Annotated in this window: 14 protein-coding genes and 1 pseudogene; 9 read left to right on the top strand and 6 right to left on the bottom strand. The window is 51.6% G+C overall.

The genetic code is table 11. The features are described 5' to 3' along the window. Window positions 1-6: 6 nt before the first annotated feature. The 5 genes from FC814_RS07490 to FC814_RS07470 all read right to left on the bottom strand — a co-directional run bounded on the left by FC814_RS07490 (window position 7) and on the right by FC814_RS07470 (window position 5,525). A complete protein-coding gene (locus FC814_RS07490; protein WP_137325749.1) occupies window positions 7-1,683 on the bottom strand; it encodes a polysaccharide biosynthesis/export family protein in 1,677 nt (558 codons plus the stop codon). A gap of 23 nt (window positions 1,684-1,706) precedes the next feature. After that, the gene (locus tag FC814_RS07485) at window positions 1,707-2,855 is read right to left on the bottom strand and encodes a capsule polysaccharide export inner-membrane protein kpsE (protein WP_000905918.1); all 1,149 of its coding nucleotides are present in this window, start codon (window positions 2,853-2,855) and stop codon (window positions 1,707-1,709) included. Window positions 2,856-2,926: 71 nt separating this feature from the next. After that, a complete protein-coding gene (locus FC814_RS07480; RefSeq protein ID WP_137325748.1) occupies window positions 2,927-3,910 on the bottom strand; it encodes an SIS domain-containing protein in 984 nt (327 codons plus the stop codon). Between the two features lie 809 nt (window positions 3,911-4,719). Beyond that, the gene (locus tag FC814_RS07475) at window positions 4,720-5,055 is read right to left on the bottom strand and encodes a lysozyme inhibitor LprI family protein (protein WP_000789901.1); all 336 of its coding nucleotides are present in this window, start codon (window positions 5,053-5,055) and stop codon (window positions 4,720-4,722) included. After that, window positions 5,052-5,525, bottom strand: coding sequence for a hypothetical protein (locus FC814_RS07470; protein ID WP_105289839.1), 474 nt, complete (start codon window positions 5,523-5,525; stop codon window positions 5,052-5,054). The genes FC814_RS07475 and FC814_RS07470 overlap by 4 nt, the downstream gene beginning before the upstream one ends. Before the next feature lie 593 nt (window positions 5,526-6,118). Here FC814_RS07470 and tssB point away from each other — a divergent pair. The 9 genes and pseudogenes from tssB (at window position 6,119) to FC814_RS07425 (ending at window position 18,217) form a co-directional block, all read left to right on the top strand. After that, the gene (gene tssB, locus FC814_RS07465; protein ID WP_001283990.1) at window positions 6,119-6,616 is read left to right on the top strand and encodes a type VI secretion system contractile sheath small subunit; all 498 of its coding nucleotides are present in this window, start codon (window positions 6,119-6,121) and stop codon (window positions 6,614-6,616) included. A gap of 33 nt (window positions 6,617-6,649) precedes the next feature. Beyond that, window positions 6,650-8,197, top strand: a complete 1,548-nt coding sequence (gene tssC / locus FC814_RS07460) for a type VI secretion system contractile sheath large subunit (protein ID WP_000930188.1) — start codon at window positions 6,650-6,652, stop codon at window positions 8,195-8,197. A gap of 18 nt (window positions 8,198-8,215) precedes the next feature. After that, window positions 8,216-9,553 (top strand): type VI secretion system baseplate subunit TssK, encoded by a 1,338-nt coding sequence (gene tssK / locus FC814_RS07455; protein ID WP_137325747.1) that lies wholly within the window; start codon window positions 8,216-8,218, stop codon window positions 9,551-9,553. Next, a pseudogene (gene tssL, locus FC814_RS07450) lies at window positions 9,550-10,205 on the top strand (type VI secretion system protein TssL, short form). The gene tssK and the pseudogene tssL overlap by 4 nt, the downstream one beginning before the upstream one ends. Window positions 10,206-10,208: 3 nt before the next feature. Beyond that, window positions 10,209-11,945: an OmpA family protein gene (locus FC814_RS07445; protein WP_137325746.1), complete on the top strand. Its 1,737-nt coding sequence runs from the start codon at window positions 10,209-10,211 to the stop codon at window positions 11,943-11,945. A gap of 4 nt (window positions 11,946-11,949) precedes the next feature. Then, a complete protein-coding gene (gene hcp, locus FC814_RS07440) occupies window positions 11,950-12,441 on the top strand; it encodes a type VI secretion system effector Hcp (protein WP_001007319.1) in 492 nt (163 codons plus the stop codon). 177 nt (window positions 12,442-12,618) lie between these two features. After that, window positions 12,619-15,234, top strand: coding sequence for a type VI secretion system ATPase TssH (gene tssH / locus FC814_RS07435; RefSeq protein ID WP_137325745.1), 2,616 nt, complete (start codon window positions 12,619-12,621; stop codon window positions 15,232-15,234). A gap of 236 nt (window positions 15,235-15,470) precedes the next feature. Next, a complete protein-coding gene (locus FC814_RS07430; RefSeq protein ID WP_137325744.1) occupies window positions 15,471-18,011 on the top strand; it encodes a type VI secretion system Vgr family protein in 2,541 nt (846 codons plus the stop codon). Between the two features lie 2 nt (window positions 18,012-18,013). Next, window positions 18,014-18,217, top strand: coding sequence for a hypothetical protein (locus FC814_RS07425; RefSeq protein ID WP_301546358.1), 204 nt, complete (start codon window positions 18,014-18,016; stop codon window positions 18,215-18,217). Here FC814_RS07425 and FC814_RS23455 read toward each other — a convergent pair. Beyond that, the gene (locus FC814_RS23455) at window positions 18,211-18,267 is read right to left on the bottom strand and encodes an IS1 family transposase (RefSeq protein ID WP_003032489.1); all 57 of its coding nucleotides are present in this window, start codon (window positions 18,265-18,267) and stop codon (window positions 18,211-18,213) included. The two genes, FC814_RS07425 and FC814_RS23455, sit on opposite strands and share 7 nt — an antisense overlap. Between the last annotated feature and the right edge of the window lie 5 nt (window positions 18,268-18,272).

The following is an 18,272-nucleotide window of genomic DNA, read 5'->3' as shown; positions in this document are numbered from 1 at the left end:
AACTCCTTACAACGACAGAATTACTTTTGCACCCACCGCCAGCTGATAGAGGATGGTGGAAATACCACGGGTAACTTCAATGTTTTTCGATTCATATTTCGGCAGAACCATAATCTCATCGCCCGGTTTGAGTGAATCCACATCTTCCGCGTTGACGGCTGCACCGTTCTGACGAATGACGATAATTCTGGCGTTACCCGATTTTTGCGTCAGGCCACCACATTTCTCGATGTAATCCTCGGTGGTCATTCCCTTCTGCCAGCTCACCGCGTTCGGGAACAGCACCTCGCCATGAACCATAACCAGCGATGTTTTCTCCGGAATATTGATGACGTCGCCATCTTCAAGCAGAACAGAATCAATATTGGACTCGTTGAGGATCACTTCACCTTTCGGAACCACGGTGCGCGCTTTCGCCACGAAGCGGCTGATCAGTTGCGCTTCCTGCATTCGCAGGCTGGCTTCTTCTTTGGTGGAGGACTGGGCAGAAAGTGACGCTTCCTCCAGCTTTTGCAGCGAGAGATTCAGCATCTCTTTCTGACGCTGAGCCACTGATGGGCGATAAAGCTGAACCGCGTTCATCTGCGACATGCTGTTCGGGCGGACTTTTTCCAGAACCGCACGCATGGTTGAACCATAAGGCAGCACCATGGCGTGTTCACCGGAGTGCGCGCCTTCAACCCGCACCTGAATGGTGCCGGCATAGCGGTCAGTGCTCACAATTAAGGTATCGCCGTTCTGCAACATACGGCCTGGCGCAGAACTGATCGGATAGTATTCGCTACGTTTTTGCAGCCCCTGTTTACGCATAATCGTAATGTGAGTCGCACCAGGCTTAGGGCGCGCCCAGCTCAATGCTTCCGTTACGGGAATGCTGCTTTCACGGAACTCAAAGTCGTAGCTGTTGAAGACATCGCCCTGAACGCTGAACGTATGTTGACGAGGCCCAACGATGATGGTGTCACCATCGGCGAACTGCGAAAGCCCCAGTTTACCGTTCAGCAGGAAGTCGTACAGGTTGACGTTGGAGCGCACGCGGTTGCCGCGCTTGACCACAATATCAACGTAGCTCCCACGCTCTGGATCAACGCCGCCAGCCTTGATCAGATAATTCAGTAAAGAATCAGACGTCACGCCGCCGTACAGACCGGGATTACGCACAAAGCCGGTCACGTACACTTTTACTGGCTGCGCCTGTAATAAGGAGGCGTAGACGTTGACGTTGGACTGGTACACCTCCTTCACTTTTGATGTAACCAGAGTGTTCAACTGGCTATTGCTAACCCCAGCAACTTTCACTGGACCAACGTTCGGCAGGAAAATATTGCCTTTGGGATCAATCTGTAAGGCACCATCAAAGGTAAACGCCCCCCATAAACGAACCTGAATGCTATCGCCCGGATTCAGAATATAGTCAGGGTTGAATCCCATTGTCGCACCGCTATCCGCGCTGGTGCCGTTGAAAAGTTGAGCACCAAACATACGACTCATCACCACCGGCGGCGCTGGCGGTGGGGTATTATCGAAGCCGCTCATGTTTTGCGTATCCGACTGCTGCCCGTTCAGAATACCGGGCAGTGGCGCTGCTCCTGTCAGGTTTGGGTCAGCGTTAATATCAATGGCCGCGCTGGCCTGCGCCGCGTGACAGGCGGCAATCAGTAAAATTGATTTAAATAATTTCATCACAAACTCATTCAGCGACAGCGTTAATCTCGGTGATCTTCAATAACAGCCAGCAACAGTTTCAGGGTGCCAAACAGCAGGCAGCACACCAGCAACCAACAGGCGATCAAATAAGGGATGTTTGGAAAAGACGATTCCTGCGGCAACTGTGGCGAACTGATAACCGACAGCACCTTGAGCTTACGAGCCGCTTCTACACGGGTCTTTTCAATGGAGGTCAGGGTCAGTTTGTACAGCTCGCTGTTGAACTCTACTTTTGATTTGATTTCTTCAAAATCCACTGCCATGCGGTTTAATTTGTCACCTTGTGGCGCCGTGATTTTGCTTTTTTCTTCATCGATTTGTGCCTGCAATGACTGAATCGCATTACGCGCGCTCACCACTTGTGGTGCATCTTCACGCAGATATGTCAGCAAGTTACGCAGATCCGCTTCCATCTGGATCTTCTGACCCATCAGCGTATTGACTAATGTGCTCGCCGCCTCCGCCTGGGCTTGTGGATCCAGGACGTTGTTGCTGTCCTGATAAGAGAGCAGTTCCGCTTTGCTGGCATCCAGACGCTGGCGCGCTTTTTCCATCTCGCTTTCTGCAAAGGCAAGCTGATCGCGCGCAATGCGATGCGACATCTCATTGATAAAGCGTTCTGACTCTTTCAACACGGTCTGGTTAAATTTAAGCGCAAACTCCGGGCTAAAGCCCTGCGTCTGAATATTCAGCAATCCGGTCTTATCGTCATACGAAACGTTGATACGATCCTTGTAGTACTTGAGGAAGCCTTCTGCGGTTTCATCCTTGCTGAGATGATTAAGAAAATCGAGCCCGCTGTGGCTAAACGCTTCACGAAAATTCAGTTGCTTATCCAGCGCCGCCAGCATATCCGGCGAGTTGATGTACTCTTTCAGATACAGCGCATCTTCTGCGGAACTGGGGTTAGAGGCGCCCAGAAGCAGACCAAAATTCAGGCTGCCGCTGTTTAAATCATCTGAGCGTTTAATGGCGACTTTCGATTCGCTCATATAGCGAGGCTGGCTGAAGATAGCCAGATAGATCAGCAGCACCGCCATCGGTGCCAGAATGATGATTTTCGCCAGGTGTTTTTGGATATCTGCCAGTGAGATGGCAGACAGACGAGCACGCATCCAGGATACGGCAGACTTCACTTTTATCAACATGTAACGATTATCAAAGTTTCGGTGGGGCGCAAACTCAATGAGAGACTAAACTCTCGCACCCCGTTGCTTAATTAGTCGAAAATGCGCACAAGGCCAGTGACTTTATTTGCCTTGTTGGTCACCAATAACGTTGAGACGCGGTGCTTTTGCATTTTTTCTTCCGCTTCAATGATCATGGTGTCTTCCGGTAGCGTCAGCGGTTCACGCGTCATCATCTGCGCCGCCGTGGCGGACGTCAGAGAATCCTCTTTTTCCATAAAGCGACGCAGGTCACCGTCGGTGATAATGCCCGCCAGTCCGCCTTCTGCGTCTTCTACCATCACCATTCCCTGGCATCCGCTGGTGATACGTTGAATCACGGTTTTAAATGACGCATCCAGTTGCACCGCAGGAACATTATGCTGCATGACATCCGCAACGCGGGTCAGCAGGCGACGGCCTAATGAGCCACCCGGGTGATAACGTGCAAAATCATTTGGCATAAATTTGCGCTGATGGATCATGGCAATAGCCAGCGCATCGCCGATCGCCATGGTCAGCGTGGTGGACGTTGTTGGTGCAAGATTATTCGGGCAGGTTTCATTCGCCATATGGAGTTCCAGCACGGCATCAGCATTTTTCGCCAGCGTGGAATTTCCATTATTAGTAATGGCGATAATTCGGTTGCCGAAATTTTTCAGTGAAGGAACCAGCTTGAGGATTTCATCCGTTTCGCCGCTGGCGGAAATAAGGATCAGGAGATCGTAGGGCGTAATCATACCCAGATCGCCATGGAATGCTTCTGCCGGATGAATAAAGAAACTCGGTGTACCGGTAGAGGCCAGCGTCGCTGACATTTTACGACCGACATGCCCCGATTTACCCATTCCCGAAAGAATAACGTGCCCTTTACAGTTCATTATCAAATTAAGGACACGCTGGTACTGCCCGGAATCCAGTTGTTTAGACAAGTTTTGTAATGCTGCGCCTTGTTCTGCCAGGGTCTGGCGAACAGAGGTAATTAAATATGGATCGATAGTACTGCTCTGGTCATCAGGTAAATGTCTTTCAGACATATCAGCTCCTTTGCACGGAAATAATGCCACAGTCACAACAAACCCGAACCCACAATAAATTATTGATATTAAATCAATGGGTTATAACGAAATATTTTTATGAATATAAAATCATGGTCAGCCCATGCGCTTATGCAGGGCTTATCACCTTCTTATTAAGTCGCAATGTCTCATAGGAGTGCGAAGATGCTGCAATATTACAGGCGAGAAGGGGGAACCAAATTTTGCCCACCTATTTAACACACCCCTACATTATGAACAAGGAATTTAGGATTTTTATCATTTATTAAAACGTTTCGCGCTTAACTATTGAGTTAAAAAACAATTTAGCAATTGATTGTTTTATTGTAAAAAAAAGAACGTATGACACTGTTATCAATAAATAAAACACGTCAGTAATGGTGATGATGTTTTTCGATTAACTATTTAAGTCATGCATAATAAACAGATTGACAATTTCCCTGTAAAGCAGAAGAAAATAATAAAATTTTGGCGGTGAATATTAAACGATATGATAGTTGAGATATTGATTATTTCTGGTGGTTGATGCGGAATTAAACCAGGCAGGATTGAATTTTGGCCATATCTATTTTTCAGGAGATTATTATTAAATAAAAAATAACGATAGTGATTATTATTGGTTGAGCTGGAGCCACATATGCCAGCGAGTACGTCCGTCCGGAGCCTTCCTTAACTTCAGAGAAAGAGCCGATGGAAGAACAATCATCAGGCTCTTTTTGCGTTACACGCGCCGGTAAGGAGGTGCCTTGTATGAAGGCGTCTCCGACAACCACCAGTTCACTCCAGACTCAGAGTGGTTTATTAATCGCGTCATAAAGATGGTTCAACGTTTTCAGGCGCTGCTTGTATGCTTTCGTCAGGCAGGTTGTATCGCCACCACACTGGCGACGTTCAGCCAGCCATAGTACCTGTGAGTCATGCAGTTCCCCGGCGGCTCCCATCGCGTAAAGCCCATGAAGAAATTGATACTTAACACTCATCTCCACATCCAAATCGTTGAGGCTATGTGATGAGCAAATTGCTTTTTCATCCGCACTGCGGGACTGGCGGCAGTCAAAACTGGCTGCCGTGGCGGAGAAAGCAGGGAGAGTGATGATGAGAAACGCGGTAAGAATATTTTTCACTGGCCGATCTCCCCGGAGCGAATAACGGGCCCCGGAGCCATGGTCAGGGTTTTATTTCTCAACAACCTGAAAGCCATCGCCTCTCCGGTTTTCACTGACAGTTCACAGGCGAAGTGAAAGGTCGTCCAGTTAATCCCCCTACGGTACTGACCATTACCTGTCAGCAGTGCAGGTGAGATCAGACGCTGCATATTATGTTTTCCCTGATCGAAAATAACCTTATCTACGTCGGTATACCGCTTCTGTAGTTCTTTCAGTGCGAGTGGTCGGCAAATAAATTCGGCCACACGTTGAGCTTCTGTCCAGTTGGTATAGACAAAATTACGGTCATCTTTCCCTTTTACCTCGTGATTAATGACGTTATTCAGGTGTTCTACCTGGGCAGGGTTCAATGTGACGTTCGCTGCAAATGCAAATCCGGTATACATACAGGATATTGCGGTAATTATAACCAAACGTTTAAAACTCATAAATACTCCGTTACGCATAAGTTTCTACATTTACTGTGCAATGACAATGTAAGATCCAGGAATAATTAACATGCTGCGCTGAATCAATTTTTTATGGTTAATCAGGTCGTTCGGGTGTAGGCCTGAATATGCTGTAATGCAAATTTCCGCTTGCCTAAAATAAAATCTCCTCGCCGATATTGAGACCTGTGGATACGGGGATGACCTGATTGCCGGACAAGAATTTAATGTCATTACACGGCGAATACTTATGAATTACTTAGGCAACATGGGCATAACTATCAGATAACAGTATCTGTGGCATAGGCGCGGGTAAGTCAGTATTTTGCACTATGTATAGCCTGTCTATTAAGAGATGTTGTGGTAAATAAAAAACAAAATAACATAATAAAAATATAATTAGGAATATTTATAAAGACGTTTTTAATCAATTGATATGGCTGCGATTATTTTTATTGTCAGGCAATTTTCCCATTATTTTTTATTCTCAATATGTTGATCTACATTGCTTTTTTTATTTCCATATTGCCTTAGCATCGAGTTAATGAAGTATTGTGATTAATTTGACTTTAATTGAATTACGAGAGGGAACTATGAGTGACAGCTTCCAGCGGGAGATACCGAAGGCCCGTATTAATCTGAAATTAGATCTGCACACCGGGGGAGCAAGTAAGAAAACAGAATTACCCCTGAAGTTACTGGTTGCGGGTGATTTTAGTAATGGTCAGGAATCCGCGCCATTATCTGAACGTAAAAAAGTTAATCTTAACAAAAATAATTTTGATGCAGTCCTTTCTGAATATTCCCCAAAAGTAAATCTTATCGTTAATAACACACTTGCTGATGACGGTAGTGAAGACAGCATCAGGTTAACATTCCAGAGCATAAAGGATTTCTCCCCGGAACAGGTCTCCCGACAAATACCACAGCTAAAAGCCATGCTTTCCATGCGTAATTTACTTCGTGATTTAAAAGCGAACCTTCTGGATAACCAGACTTTCCGTAAAGAACTGGAAAACATTTTGCTGGACCCGGCATTAAGTGCAGAACTCAGAGCAGAACTTTCCGCTCTGGCACCTAAACAGCCGTAACGGTCATGACGATTTAACGGATTAATAAGGAAAATGTTGATGTCTGTAAAAAATGAGAATGCCGCTGGTGGCGAGAGTGTGGTGCTTGAACATCCTGCTGCCGCTGGAGTTTATGCTTCCCTGTTTGAAAAAATTAATCTCAACCCGGTCTCTGAGCTGAGTTCTCTGGATATCTGGCAGGACGCACAGGCGATGTCGGATGCCACTGCGGATGAACGTTTAACGGCCGGGATGCAGGTGTTCCTGGAGTGTCTGACAAAATCGGGATCGAAAGTCGAAAAGCTCGACAAAAATCTGATTGACCACCATATCGCTGAACTGGATTACCAGATCAGCCGTCAGCTTGATGCCGTTATGCATCATGAGGACTTTCAGGCGGTAGAAAGTCTGTGGCGCGGCGTGAAATCGCTGGTCGATAAAACAGATTTCCGCCAGAACGTGAAAATTGAACTGCTGGATATATCTAAAGAAGACCTGCGTCAGGACTTTGAAGATAGCCCGGAAATTATCCAGAGTGGTTTGTACAAACATACCTACATTGATGAGTATGACACGCCGGGTGGCGAGCCAATTGCCGCGCTGATTTCCGCTTATGAGTTTGATGCATCTGCGCAGGATGTGGCGCTGATGCGTAATTTATCAAAAGTGTCCGCAGCGGCTCATATGCCATTTATCGGTTCTGCAGGTCCGAAATTTTTCCTGAAAGAGTCAATGGAAGACGTTGCGGCCATCAAAGATATCGGTAACTACTTTGACCGCGCCGAGTACATTAAATGGAAAAGTTTCAGGGATACGGACGATTCCCGTTATCTGGGGCTGGTTATGCCACGCGTGCTGGGTCGCCTGCCGTATGGCCCGGACACTGTACCGGTGCGTAGTTTTAATTATGTTGAAGAGGTGAAAGGCCCGGATCACGATAAATACCTGTGGACCAATGCCACCTTTGCTTTTGCGGCCAACATGGTGAAAAGCTTCATCAATAACGGTTGGTGTGTACAAATCCGTGGTCCACAGGCGGGTGGTGCGGTGCAGGATCTGCCAATTCACCTGTATGATCTTGGCACCGGAAACCAGGTAAAAATCCCCTCAGAGGTGATGATCCCGGAAACCCGCGAGTTCGAGTTCGCGAATCTTGGTTTCATTCCCCTGTCGTACTACAAAAATCGCGATTATGCGTGTTTCTTCTCGGCGAACTCCACGCAAAAACCCGCTCTCTACGATACTGCGGATGCTACTGCCAACAGCCGCATCAATGCGCGTCTGCCTTACATCTTCCTGCTGTCGCGCATCGCTCATTACCTGAAGCTGATTCAACGTGAAAACATTGGCACCACCAAGGATCGCCGGTTGCTGGAACTGGAGCTTAACACCTGGGTTCGTGGTCTTGTGACTGAAATGACCGACCCGGGTGATGAGTTGCAGGCATCTCACCCGCTGCGTGATGCGAAAGTTGTGGTGGAGGACATTGATGATAATCCGGGCTTCTTCCGCGTGAAACTCTACGCCGTACCGCACTTTCAGGTGGAAGGGATGGACATCAATCTCTCACTGGTTTCCCAGATGCCGAAAGCCAAGTCGTAAGGCGAGGGGAAATCAGGGATGAAAATTTTTCGCCCACTTTGGGAGGATGGGGCCGCGCTGGCCCCACAACAGTTCCAGCAGCAGGCTCGCTGGGACGAACATATTGCCGACACTGTTGCAGGAATGGGAATTTCCCATCCCTGGGGCGTGGTGAATGCTGAATTCGATACCGCAGCCCTTGTATTGTCACGCCTGAATGCTACCCGTCTGGTGGTACGTTTTCAGGACGGCACGATGGTTGATACTGACCTGGCGGATAATCTTCCACCGGTCTGTGATTTATCCGTCGCAAACGGTTCTGAGGTTGTTGAAGTCGTTGTGGCGCTGCCTTTGCTGAGTGCCAGTGGTGGCAATCTGGATAATGGTCAGGACAGTGAGCGCCCGCGTCGCTGGAAATCTGAACGCCTAGTGGTTCAGGAGCTTGCCGGGCATGAAAGTGGTGAACTGGCCATTTTGCGTAATGCCGTCACGCTTCGTTTATCTACGCAGGAAAATATCGCTTACCTGACTTGTCCGGTGGCTCGTCTGGCACGTAATGCGCAGGGACAGTGGAATCGTGATCCGTCTTTTATCCCGCCGATGCTCTCGATTGCGGCAAGCCCTTTGCTTGTGGCTGAACTGAGCGATCTGTTGGTTCGTCTGCAGGCACGACGTAAGCGTCTGATGGCGATGCGTCGCGAAAGCAACGAGCGTCTGGCCGATTTTGCGGTGGCTGATGTTTCTCTGTTCTGGCTACTCAATGCCCTGAATAGCGCCGAGCCCGTGCTGACCGAACTGATGCAGACTCCGGGACGTCACCCGGAGTTGCTCTACCGTGAATTGACCCGCCTGGCAGGCAGCCTGCTGACGTTTTCACTGGAGCACGATGCCAGTGATATTCCTGTTTATCAGCATGATACGCCTGAACGAGTGTTCCCGCCGTTGCTGGCTCTGCTCGATAAATTGCTGGAAGCCAGTCTGCCCTCCCGGGTTATCAGTATTCAACTGGATCATGCCGATCAGTTCTGGAAGGGATCGCTGCATGATGCCCGCTTGCGTGAAGGGGCTGATTACTATCTTTCCGTTCGCTCCTCCATGCCGAATCACGAACTGCAAGTGAAATTCCCGCAGCTTTGTAAGGCGGGCAGTCTCGATGACGTTTCAGATGTCGTGAACGTGGCGCTGAGTGGCATGGTTATAAAACCACTCAGCCATGTGCCTGCGGCGATCCCTCTGCGCCTTGAAAACCAGTTCTTCTCTCTGGATCTGAGTACCGATGCGGCGCGGGCGATGCTGGAGGCGGGTAGCTGTACCTTTTACACCCCGTGCTCGCTGGGGGAGGTGAAACTTGAACTGTTTGCGGTGTTACGCGCATGAATAATTCCAGTCTCAGCCAGATTGAACAGATTTTCTATCCAGGCTGGTTGATGGCCAGCCAGCTACGCGGCGGGCAAGAAGTTCGGAACGGGGAAAAGGGCTTTATCGCCGGGCCTGTCGTCTGGTTCAGGAAGCGCGCAAATCGCTTTCGGATGCGGGCTACAGTGATAGCAGCCAGGAGCACATGGTATACGCGCTGTGCGCCTTGCTGGATGAAAGCGTTCTCAATCGGGGCACTTCTGACGATGGTTATCTGGCCTGGCGCCGTGATCCGTTGCAGGCGCATTTCTTCGGTACTTTGAACGCAGGTGAGGTGTTATGGGAGCGTATCCGCAACCTGTTGAAAGAGTCCGCACCGGACATGGCCGTGCTGACCTGTATGTACCGTACTTTACAACTGGGATTTGTCGGACAGTACCGGGCGCAGAATGACGAACGTCGTGAAGACGTGGTGCGTGCGCTGGGGGAACGAGTGCCCGCTTTTACGCTTGCTCAGGATGCGCCGATTGTCGCCAGGGTATCCAGTCTGCGCAGCGGTCGCCGACTGTACTGGCTTTCCTGGATTATCGGGGCGGCAGTACTGGCTGCGCTGTGGTACTTCTTCTCTTCCTCCCTCACCGAACTGGTGAGTCAGACGGTCAGGCCGGGGTAAAGGATGCGTGATGTTTACCGGAGTCTGTTAACCGTCCTGGCGGGCGTACTGGCACTGTGGCTTATCCTGGGATTCTGGTCACCGTCGGTCGGGAGCCGTGCGGCATTCAGCCTGCTGATTATTTTGGTCTGTGGGGGAATGCTCTGGCGTCAGTATCGGACATTACTGATACGGGCACCGGCGCTCAGAGATATTGTGGTTGAGTCTCTGCCACCGGAAGATTTTCAGGGTGCAGTCATTCTGGTGTGTGGCGATAACAGCGCATTATTTGCTGCGGGGACACGGCATCGTGAAACCCGTCAGGGCTGGTATCTGTGGGTAAAAGATGCAGAGCAGTTGCCATTGTTGGCTCAACACCTGAGTCAGATTCGTTCGGCTCTGGTGTCACAGATCTCGATATTGTTGGCTATCTTACCCGAACGCCACACCTCGGATGCGGAGTTAACCCAGAGTCTGCGTGGTTGGCAGCGTGCTGCTGCGCAATGCCATATCTCACTTGGTCAACTCCCGCCGCAGTGGATCGTTATCTGGCTGTCACCGCCAGTCGCTTGTGTTGAAGCTGAGCCGGTCTGGTTTACTACTGTCAGCCAACGGGCAGGACTCCAGGTATATCAACCTGGTCAGGGGAATTTGTCACTGACCGACTGGGCTCAAGAAACAACTTCGGGTGAGTGGCTGTCCCGCCTGAGCCAGGTGCTATGGCTGGACAGTGGACTTGCCTGGCTGAATACCGCAGTTAACAGTCTGCTGTCGGAGCGTCAGGGAGAACTGCCAGCTCTGAAGCCCTGTATACAAGGGCTGTGCATGGCTCCCGTGAGCGGTCTCGCCGGCAATCTCTGGCAACAACACATTGCCTCTGTTACTGCGCTGCCGCCTGATACGTTGGAGAGCGGTGAGCTTTTGCCGTTGCCTGAACTACTGCTGTCGGCGCTGCCGCGTCGTCGTGGCGTCAGTCGTCGGATGGTGTTCTGGCGCTATGCCGGGCTGCTGGGGGGCATTTTTCTTGCACTGGCGATGCTGGCGTCCTGGGTTAACAATCAGCGTCTGATCCGCAATGTCGGCGACCATCTTGCCTTATACCACCGTCTCTCCGACGCCCCTCTCACGCCTAAACTCCAGGCACAGCAGCGTCTGCGCGCTGATGGCGCACTGCTGGAAGACTGGCAGCGGCGCGGTGAACCTCTGCGTTATCGCTTCGGGTTGTATCAGGGGGGGCGTCTGATACCTGCTGTTGAAGCCGCCGTGAATGACTTGCCGCTACCACCATCACTATCACCGTCACCGCAGACGGTTATCAAAAAAATCGTACAGGAGCCGAAGACTATCCGCCTTGACAGCATGTCGCTGTTCGATTCCGGCAAATCGGCGCTGAAAGCCGGGTCCACCAAAATGCTGGTTAATTCGCTGGTGGGCGTCAAGGCAAGGCCTGGCTGGCTGATTGTGGTCGCCGGTCACACAGATAACACCGGCAACGCACAACGAAATCAGACGCTTTCTCAGAAACGTGCCGAAGCGGTGCGCGACTGGATGCATGACACCGGTGACGTGCCGGAAAGCTGTTTTGCGGTGCAGGGCTATGGTGCAAGTCGCCCGCTCGCAACCAATGACACCCCGGAAGGCCGTGCGCTAAACCGCCGTGTCGAAATCAGTCTGGTATCACAGGCTAATGCCTGTCAGATACCAGGTCACACCCTGGCGTCATCGCAGGATGATGGCGCATCACAACATAATAGAGAGTAATTCCATGGCAATTCCTGTTTATCTTTGGCTGAAGGACGATGGCGGCGCGGACATCAAAGGGTCTGTGGACGTTCAGGATCGTGAAGGCAGCATCGAAGTGGTGGCTCAGGAACACAACCTGTACATCCCGACCGATAACAACACAGGCAAGCTGACCGGCACCCGAATCCACACTCCGTTCCTGTTTACCAAGGAAATCGATTCCTCCAGCCCATATCTGTACAAGGCGGTGACCACCGGACAGACCCTCAAGTCTGCAGAATTCAAGTGGTACAAAATTAACGATGCGGGTCAGGAGGTCGAGTACTTCAACACCAAACTTGAGAACGTGAAAGTGGTGAAGGTGAACCCTGTAATGCACGACATCAAAGATCCTTCTTTCGAGAAGCACAACCACCTTGAGCAGATCGAACTGCGCTACGAAAAAATCACCTGGACCTACAAAGACGGCAACATCATTCATTCCGATTCATGGAACGAACGCGCGACCGCGTAAGTCACGAGCGGGCAGAGCTTCTCTGTCCGCTTTTTCGTTTTTGCTGAACGTCTGAAGTCAACGGGCTTTCAGCAAAGAACCCACAATCTGCCAGCCTGATCGTATGCGCTTTGGTCTCCTTCCTGGGAAACAGCGAGGGGCGGTAGCGTGTCCAGGAACCGACAAAGAGAGAAATTCATGGAAAATCCAGCCATCCTGCTGCGACGTTTGAACCCTTACTGTGCCCGTGCGATGGAAGGGGCGGCTTCGCTCTGCCAGACCCGTGCGCATACGGAAATTCTGCCGGAGCACTGGCTGCTGAAATTGCTGGAGCAGGGCGAGGGCGATCTCACTGTGCTGGCTCGTCGCTACGAGTGGGACATGGACAGCCTCTGGCAGGATTTGCTTGGCTGGCTCGACAAACAACCGCGCTCAGTGCGCCGTCGTCCACAGCTTTCAGAAAACATCCAGACGCTGATGCAAGAAGCCTGGCTGATTGCCTCACTGGCGGGTGAGGCACAGATCCGAAGTCATCACCTGATGATGGCACTGGTTGATAAGCAGAACCTGGTGCGTTGCGATGGTCTGTGGCCATTATTGACCCTGGGTCTGAGTCAGTTGGAACGCCTGCGTCCGTTACTGGATGCTCAGTCAGACGAGCGTCCTGAAGTGCAACAGGAAGCGGAGCTGGCGTTTGTTGGAAGTCCCGTTGTCGCGGAGATAAAAGAGGGAGAACTCAGCCCGGCACTGCAAAACGTGCTGGATAAGTTTACCCTCGACGTCACTGCCAAAGCCCGCGAAGGCAAAATCGATCCAGTATTTGGGCGTGATACTGAAATCCGCCAGATGGTGGATATTCTTTCTCGCCGCCGAAAAAATAACCCGATTCTGGTCGGTGAGCCGGGTGTCGGTAAAACGGCACTGGTAGAAGGGCTGGCGCTCAGAATCGCTGAAGGCAATGTGCCGGAGTCGCTCAAATCTGTCGTGCTACGCACTCTTGATCTCGGTCTGCTGCAGGCAGGAGCGGGTGTGAAGGGGGAATTTGAACAGCGTCTGAAAAACGTGATTGATGCAGTGCAGCAGTCACCAGTACCAGTTTTGCTGTTTATCGATGAAGCGCACACTATCATTGGCGCGGGTAACCAGGCTGGTGGTGCGGATGCCGCCAACCTGTTGAAACCGGCACTGGCGCGTGGTGAATTACGAACCATCGCCGCTACAACCTGGTCTGAATACAAACAATTTTTCGAACGCGATGCCGCACTTGAGCGCCGCTTTCAGATGGTGAAAGTGGACGAGCCCGACGATGACACCGCCTGCCTGATGCTGCGTGGCCTGAAATCTCGCTACGCCGGACACCATAATGTGCATATCACCGACGATGCGGTTCGCGCTGCCGTTACGCTTTCCCGACGTTATCTCACAGGCCGCCAGCTACCGGACAAAGCCGTTGACCTGCTCGACACCGCAAGCGCCCGTGTGCGCATGAGTCTCGACACCGTGCCTGAACAACTGACCCGTATCCGTTCCCGGATCACCGCTCTTGAAATGGAGAGGCAGGCACTACAGGAAGACATGGCTGTCGGTAGTCAAAACTACGGTGAACGCCTGACGGCAATAGAACAGGAAAAGAACACCTTCAGCGTTGAACTCAACGAACTGGAAACCCGGTACGGTCAGGAGCTGAAACTTACCGAACAACTGCTGGAAAGCCGCCAGGACATTTCCCGTCAGAGTAAAACGTACTCACTGCAACAGGAGTTGAACGGTATGCAGCACAACAACCCGTTACTTTCAGTCGATGTGGATGTGCGTACCGTTGCTACCGTGATTGCTGACTGGACGGGCGTCCCGCTGTCGTCGCTGATGAAAGACGAGCAGATCGAACTGCTGACGCTGGAAAACGAAATCGGCAAACGCGTAGTCGGGCAGAATGTGGCGCTTGAAGCCATCTCCCGGCGCCTGCGTGCCGCGAAAACAGGCCTCACATCTGAGAATGGCCCACAGGGTGTGTTCCTGCTGGTTGGCCCAAGTGGTGTAGGGAAAACCGAAACGGCGCTGGCGCTGGCTGACGTCATGTACGGCGGTGAAAAATCACTGATTACCATCAACCTGTCCGAGTATCAGGAGCCGCACACCGTCTCCCAACTGAAAGGCTCTCCTCCGGGCTACGTCGGCTACGGGCAGGGGGGCATCCTCACCGAAGCGGTGCGCAAGCGCCCGTACAGCGTGGTGCTGCTCGATGAAGTCGAAAAAGCGCATCGTGACGTGATGAATCTGTTCTATCAGGTTTTTGATCGGGGCTTTATGCGCGATGGCGAAGGCCGTGAAATCGATTTTCGCAATACGGTCATTCTGATGACCTCAAACCTTGGCAGCGACTATGTAATGCAGTTGCTTGATGAACAGCCAGATGCCAGTGAAGGCGACCTGCACGAACTGCTGCGCCCGATCCTGCGCGAACACTTCCAGCCTGCGCTGCTTGCCCGCTTCCAGACGGTGATTTATCGCCCGCTAACGGAAGCGGCGATGCGTGCCATCGTGGCAATGAAACTCTTACAGGTCAGCACGCGCTTGCATCGCCACTATGGCCTGACCACATATGTTGACGAGAGTCTGTATGACGCTTTGACCAGTGCCTGCCTGCTACCGGACACCGGAGCGCGCAATATCGACAACCTGCTCAACCAGCAAATTTTGCCGGTACTGAGTCAGCAATTGCTGGTTCATATGGCGGCGAAACAAAAGCCGATTTCGCTGACGCTGGGCTGGAATGATGATGAAGGGATTGGACTGGAGTTTAAACCTGGCTAAAGGAGTTAAGTGATTATCCGATGGAACAGCAGGCACGGATTATTGCTGATAATTTTGTACTGCAAAAATTTGGGTATTTTGAAATGAGACTGTTGTTATTAAAGGTCATTATTAGTGCCGTTGGGCTGGAGCCATAATCACTCTTTTTCTTACCGGCTGAATCCCTTATTTAATCCCGCAACCTGCCCGTCGGTAACAGCGTCATGGACAACGGGTTATCCCATGGAGTCAATATTATGAGTCTGACAGATACGCTGAATAACGCCCTGTCTGCATTAACTGAAGGCGGGCTGAACCGCTACCGTCTGGATATTCCGTCCTGTACCGCATCGCCGGATGTGGAGGCCTTCAGGGGTGAGGAGTGCATGAGCGGGCTGTATCAGTACACCGTTCTGTTTACCAGCAGTGACCTGAACATCAGTGCATCGCAGTTACTGAGTAAACCGGCGACGCTGACCATGGGAACAGGGCCACTGACGGGGCTGAGCGGGCAGAAAGTGGTGCACGGGGTGGTGACAGATTTCAGTCGTGTCAGCGGTTCACGTGACCAGGCGACGTACCGGATAATTATTGAGCCGTTTCTGTCCCTGCTGGGCAGGCAGTACCGCACCCACCGTTTTTTCGTCAATAAATCTGTACCGGAAGTGGTCACCGAAGTCCTGCAGGAGCATGGTCTCAGAGGCTGGGAGTATGAGTTCACTCTTAAAGCCGGTTATCCGAAGCGTGAGCAGATAAACCAGTACCGGGAAAGTGACCTGGCGTTTATTGAGCGCCTGCTGGCTGAAGTGGGGATATTTTATTTTTTCACCCTGCAGCCGGACACCCTGACGGAAGTGGTGCACTTTGCCGACAGGCAGAGCGCCTGGACCTTCGGTAAAACGCTGGCGCTCAGCAGTCCGTCGGGGATGAGTGACAATGGCGCGGATTCGGTGTGGGGGATTAACGTCCGGCATCATGTGGTGGCGCGTTCAGTGACGGCGGATGATTACAATCACCGTGAAGCGCAGAACATCCTGACGTCGGTGCCGGCGGACATGACCCGTGGCGACGGGGAAGGGAACACCTACGGTGATGTGTACCATTACCTGCCGCGTCATCTTGAACGGGGCGACAAAATCACCCCGGCGGCGGAAACCGGCAATTTCTGGGCGCGGCTTGAGCATGAACGCTTTCTGTCCGGGCAGACAATGGTCAGCGGCAGCAGTAATGATGCCCGGCTTTCCCCGGCTCAGGTGCTGACCATCAGTGAACGGGCTGTTCCGCCGACCCTGCCGTCAGAAACGGACAACGGTATTGTGATTATCCGCACGGTTTACAGTGCGAGCCGTAAGGATGCCCTGACCGTGACGTGGGAAGGGATGCCGTATTACGAAAACCGCTGCTGGCGCCCGGCGGCTAAAAAACGGCCGGTGGTGAGCGGGACAATGACGGCGCGGGTGACCAGCGCCAGGGACAACGATATCCACGCGTGGCAGGATGCGTCGGGGATGTACCGGGTGAAGTTCGATGCCGACCGTGACGACAAAGGTCAGGGCATGGAAAGTATGCCGGTGCGCTTTGCCAGACCGTACGGCGGGGATAAATACGGTTTTCACTTCCCGCTGATACAGGGGACGGAGGTTGCCATCGCGTTCCATGAAGGCGACCCGGACCGGCCGTATATCGCCCATGCGCTGCACGACTCGCGCCACGCAGACCCCGTCACCGAAGCCAACAACACGCGCAATGTAATCCGCACAGCCGGCCTGAACAAACTGCGGATGGAGGACAGGTGCGGTGAGGAGCATATCAAGCTCAGTACGGAGTACGGGGGAAAGACGCAGCTGAATCTGGGGCATAACGTGGATGCCTCCCGTGAACTGCGCGGGGAAGGGGCAGAGCTGCGCACGGACAGGCATATATCCATTCGTGGTGGGGCAGGGGTATTTATCACCGCCGATAAACAGGCATTTGCCGGCGACAGGATGCTGTCAATGCAGGAGGCAATTGCCCAGCTGGAAAATGCCCTGAGTATTGCCCGGAGTCTGTCAGATGCGGCAGAAACAGCGCAGGCGTATCCGGCGGATATCCGGAGTCAGAAAATGCTGACGGATGCCCTGACGGACCTGGCACAGCCGGGGATGGTCCTGAATGCACCGCAAGGCATCAGCATCAGCAGTCCGGAAAGTGTGCGCGTTTCCTCGGGCAGTGCCAGCGTGGGGATAATGTCCCGACAGAATACCGATATCAGTGCACTGAAACGTTTTACGGTGGCAGCGGGTGAAGCCATCAGTATGCTGGCCTGTAAGACGGGGATGAAACTGTTCGCCGCGAAGGGAAAGGTTGAAATCCAGGCGCAGGATGATGCGCTGGAAGCGGCAGCGAAAAAAGATGTGACCGTGACCAGTACAGAGGGAGGGGTTGAAATCACCGCCGCGAAAGGTGTCGTGCTGAAAAATCTGGACGGGTCGTTCATTCAGTTGCAGGGTAAAAATATTATTCTGGGCTGTGAAGGTAATATTCTGTGGAAATGTGTTAATGCTCAGAAAATGGGAGCCGCTTCGCTGAATACGCCAGCCCCTGAATTTCCGAAAGGATACGGTGGTATTTATTCTCTGACTGATGAAAACGGGAATATTATCTCACAGACTGAGTATAAAGTGACGACAGCTGACGGGCAGGTGTTTCATGGTATTTCAGATGACAATGGTAAAACGTTGCCAATTTATACCTCAATGCCCAGCAAATTAAACATTGAGATCCTTGGAACCGGTAATTCTGCGGCAGGAAGCAAATAAGCATGAGTGATTTCCATGCTTGGGAAGCCAGTGAGTGCGAGCACTTTACTGATGTGAATGTGTCAGAGAAAACAGTTATCTGTAAGCGTAAACCTGTACCAGGTATTACGATTACTATCGGGATGTTTTTTGATGGTACAGGGAATAACGTCTTTAACATCGATAAACGCTTGCTGAGTACTTGGGTAATGACTCTAACTTATTGATAGTGTTTTATGTTCAGATAATGCCCGATGACTTTGTCATGCAGCTCCACCGATT

Source organism: Escherichia sp. MR (assembly GCF_005280595.1).
GTDB classification, from domain to species: Bacteria; Pseudomonadota; Gammaproteobacteria; order Enterobacterales; family Enterobacteriaceae; genus Escherichia; species Escherichia ruysiae.
This window is presented reverse-complemented; position numbering and strand designations above follow the sequence as displayed.

Bases quoted from the DNA above. Each gene is read 5' to 3' on its own strand.
- FC814_RS07490 (WP_137325749.1), bottom strand. From the start codon at position 1,683: ATGAAATTATTTAAATCAATTTTACTGATTGCCGCCTGTCACGCGGCG.
- FC814_RS07485 (WP_000905918.1), bottom strand. From the start codon at position 2,855: ATGTTGATAAAAGTGAAGTCTGCCGTATCCTGGATGCGTGCTCGTCTG.
- FC814_RS07480 (WP_137325748.1), bottom strand. From the start codon at position 3,910: ATGTCTGAAAGACATTTACCTGATGACCAGAGCAGTACTATCGATCCA.
- FC814_RS07470 (WP_105289839.1), bottom strand. From the start codon at position 5,525: ATGAGTTTTAAACGTTTGGTTATAATTACCGCAATATCCTGTATGTAT.
- tssB (WP_001283990.1), top strand. From the start codon at position 6,119: ATGAGTGACAGCTTCCAGCGGGAGATACCGAAGGCCCGTATTAATCTG.
- tssC (WP_000930188.1), top strand. From the start codon at position 6,650: ATGTTGATGTCTGTAAAAAATGAGAATGCCGCTGGTGGCGAGAGTGTG.
- tssK (WP_137325747.1), top strand. From the start codon at position 8,216: ATGAAAATTTTTCGCCCACTTTGGGAGGATGGGGCCGCGCTGGCCCCA.
- FC814_RS07445 (WP_137325746.1), top strand. From the start codon at position 10,209: ATGCGTGATGTTTACCGGAGTCTGTTAACCGTCCTGGCGGGCGTACTG.
- hcp (WP_001007319.1), top strand. From the start codon at position 11,950: ATGGCAATTCCTGTTTATCTTTGGCTGAAGGACGATGGCGGCGCGGAC.
- tssH (WP_137325745.1), top strand. From the start codon at position 12,619: ATGGAAAATCCAGCCATCCTGCTGCGACGTTTGAACCCTTACTGTGCC.
- FC814_RS07430 (WP_137325744.1), top strand. From the start codon at position 15,471: ATGAGTCTGACAGATACGCTGAATAACGCCCTGTCTGCATTAACTGAA.
- FC814_RS07425 (WP_301546358.1), top strand. From the start codon at position 18,014: ATGAGTGATTTCCATGCTTGGGAAGCCAGTGAGTGCGAGCACTTTACT.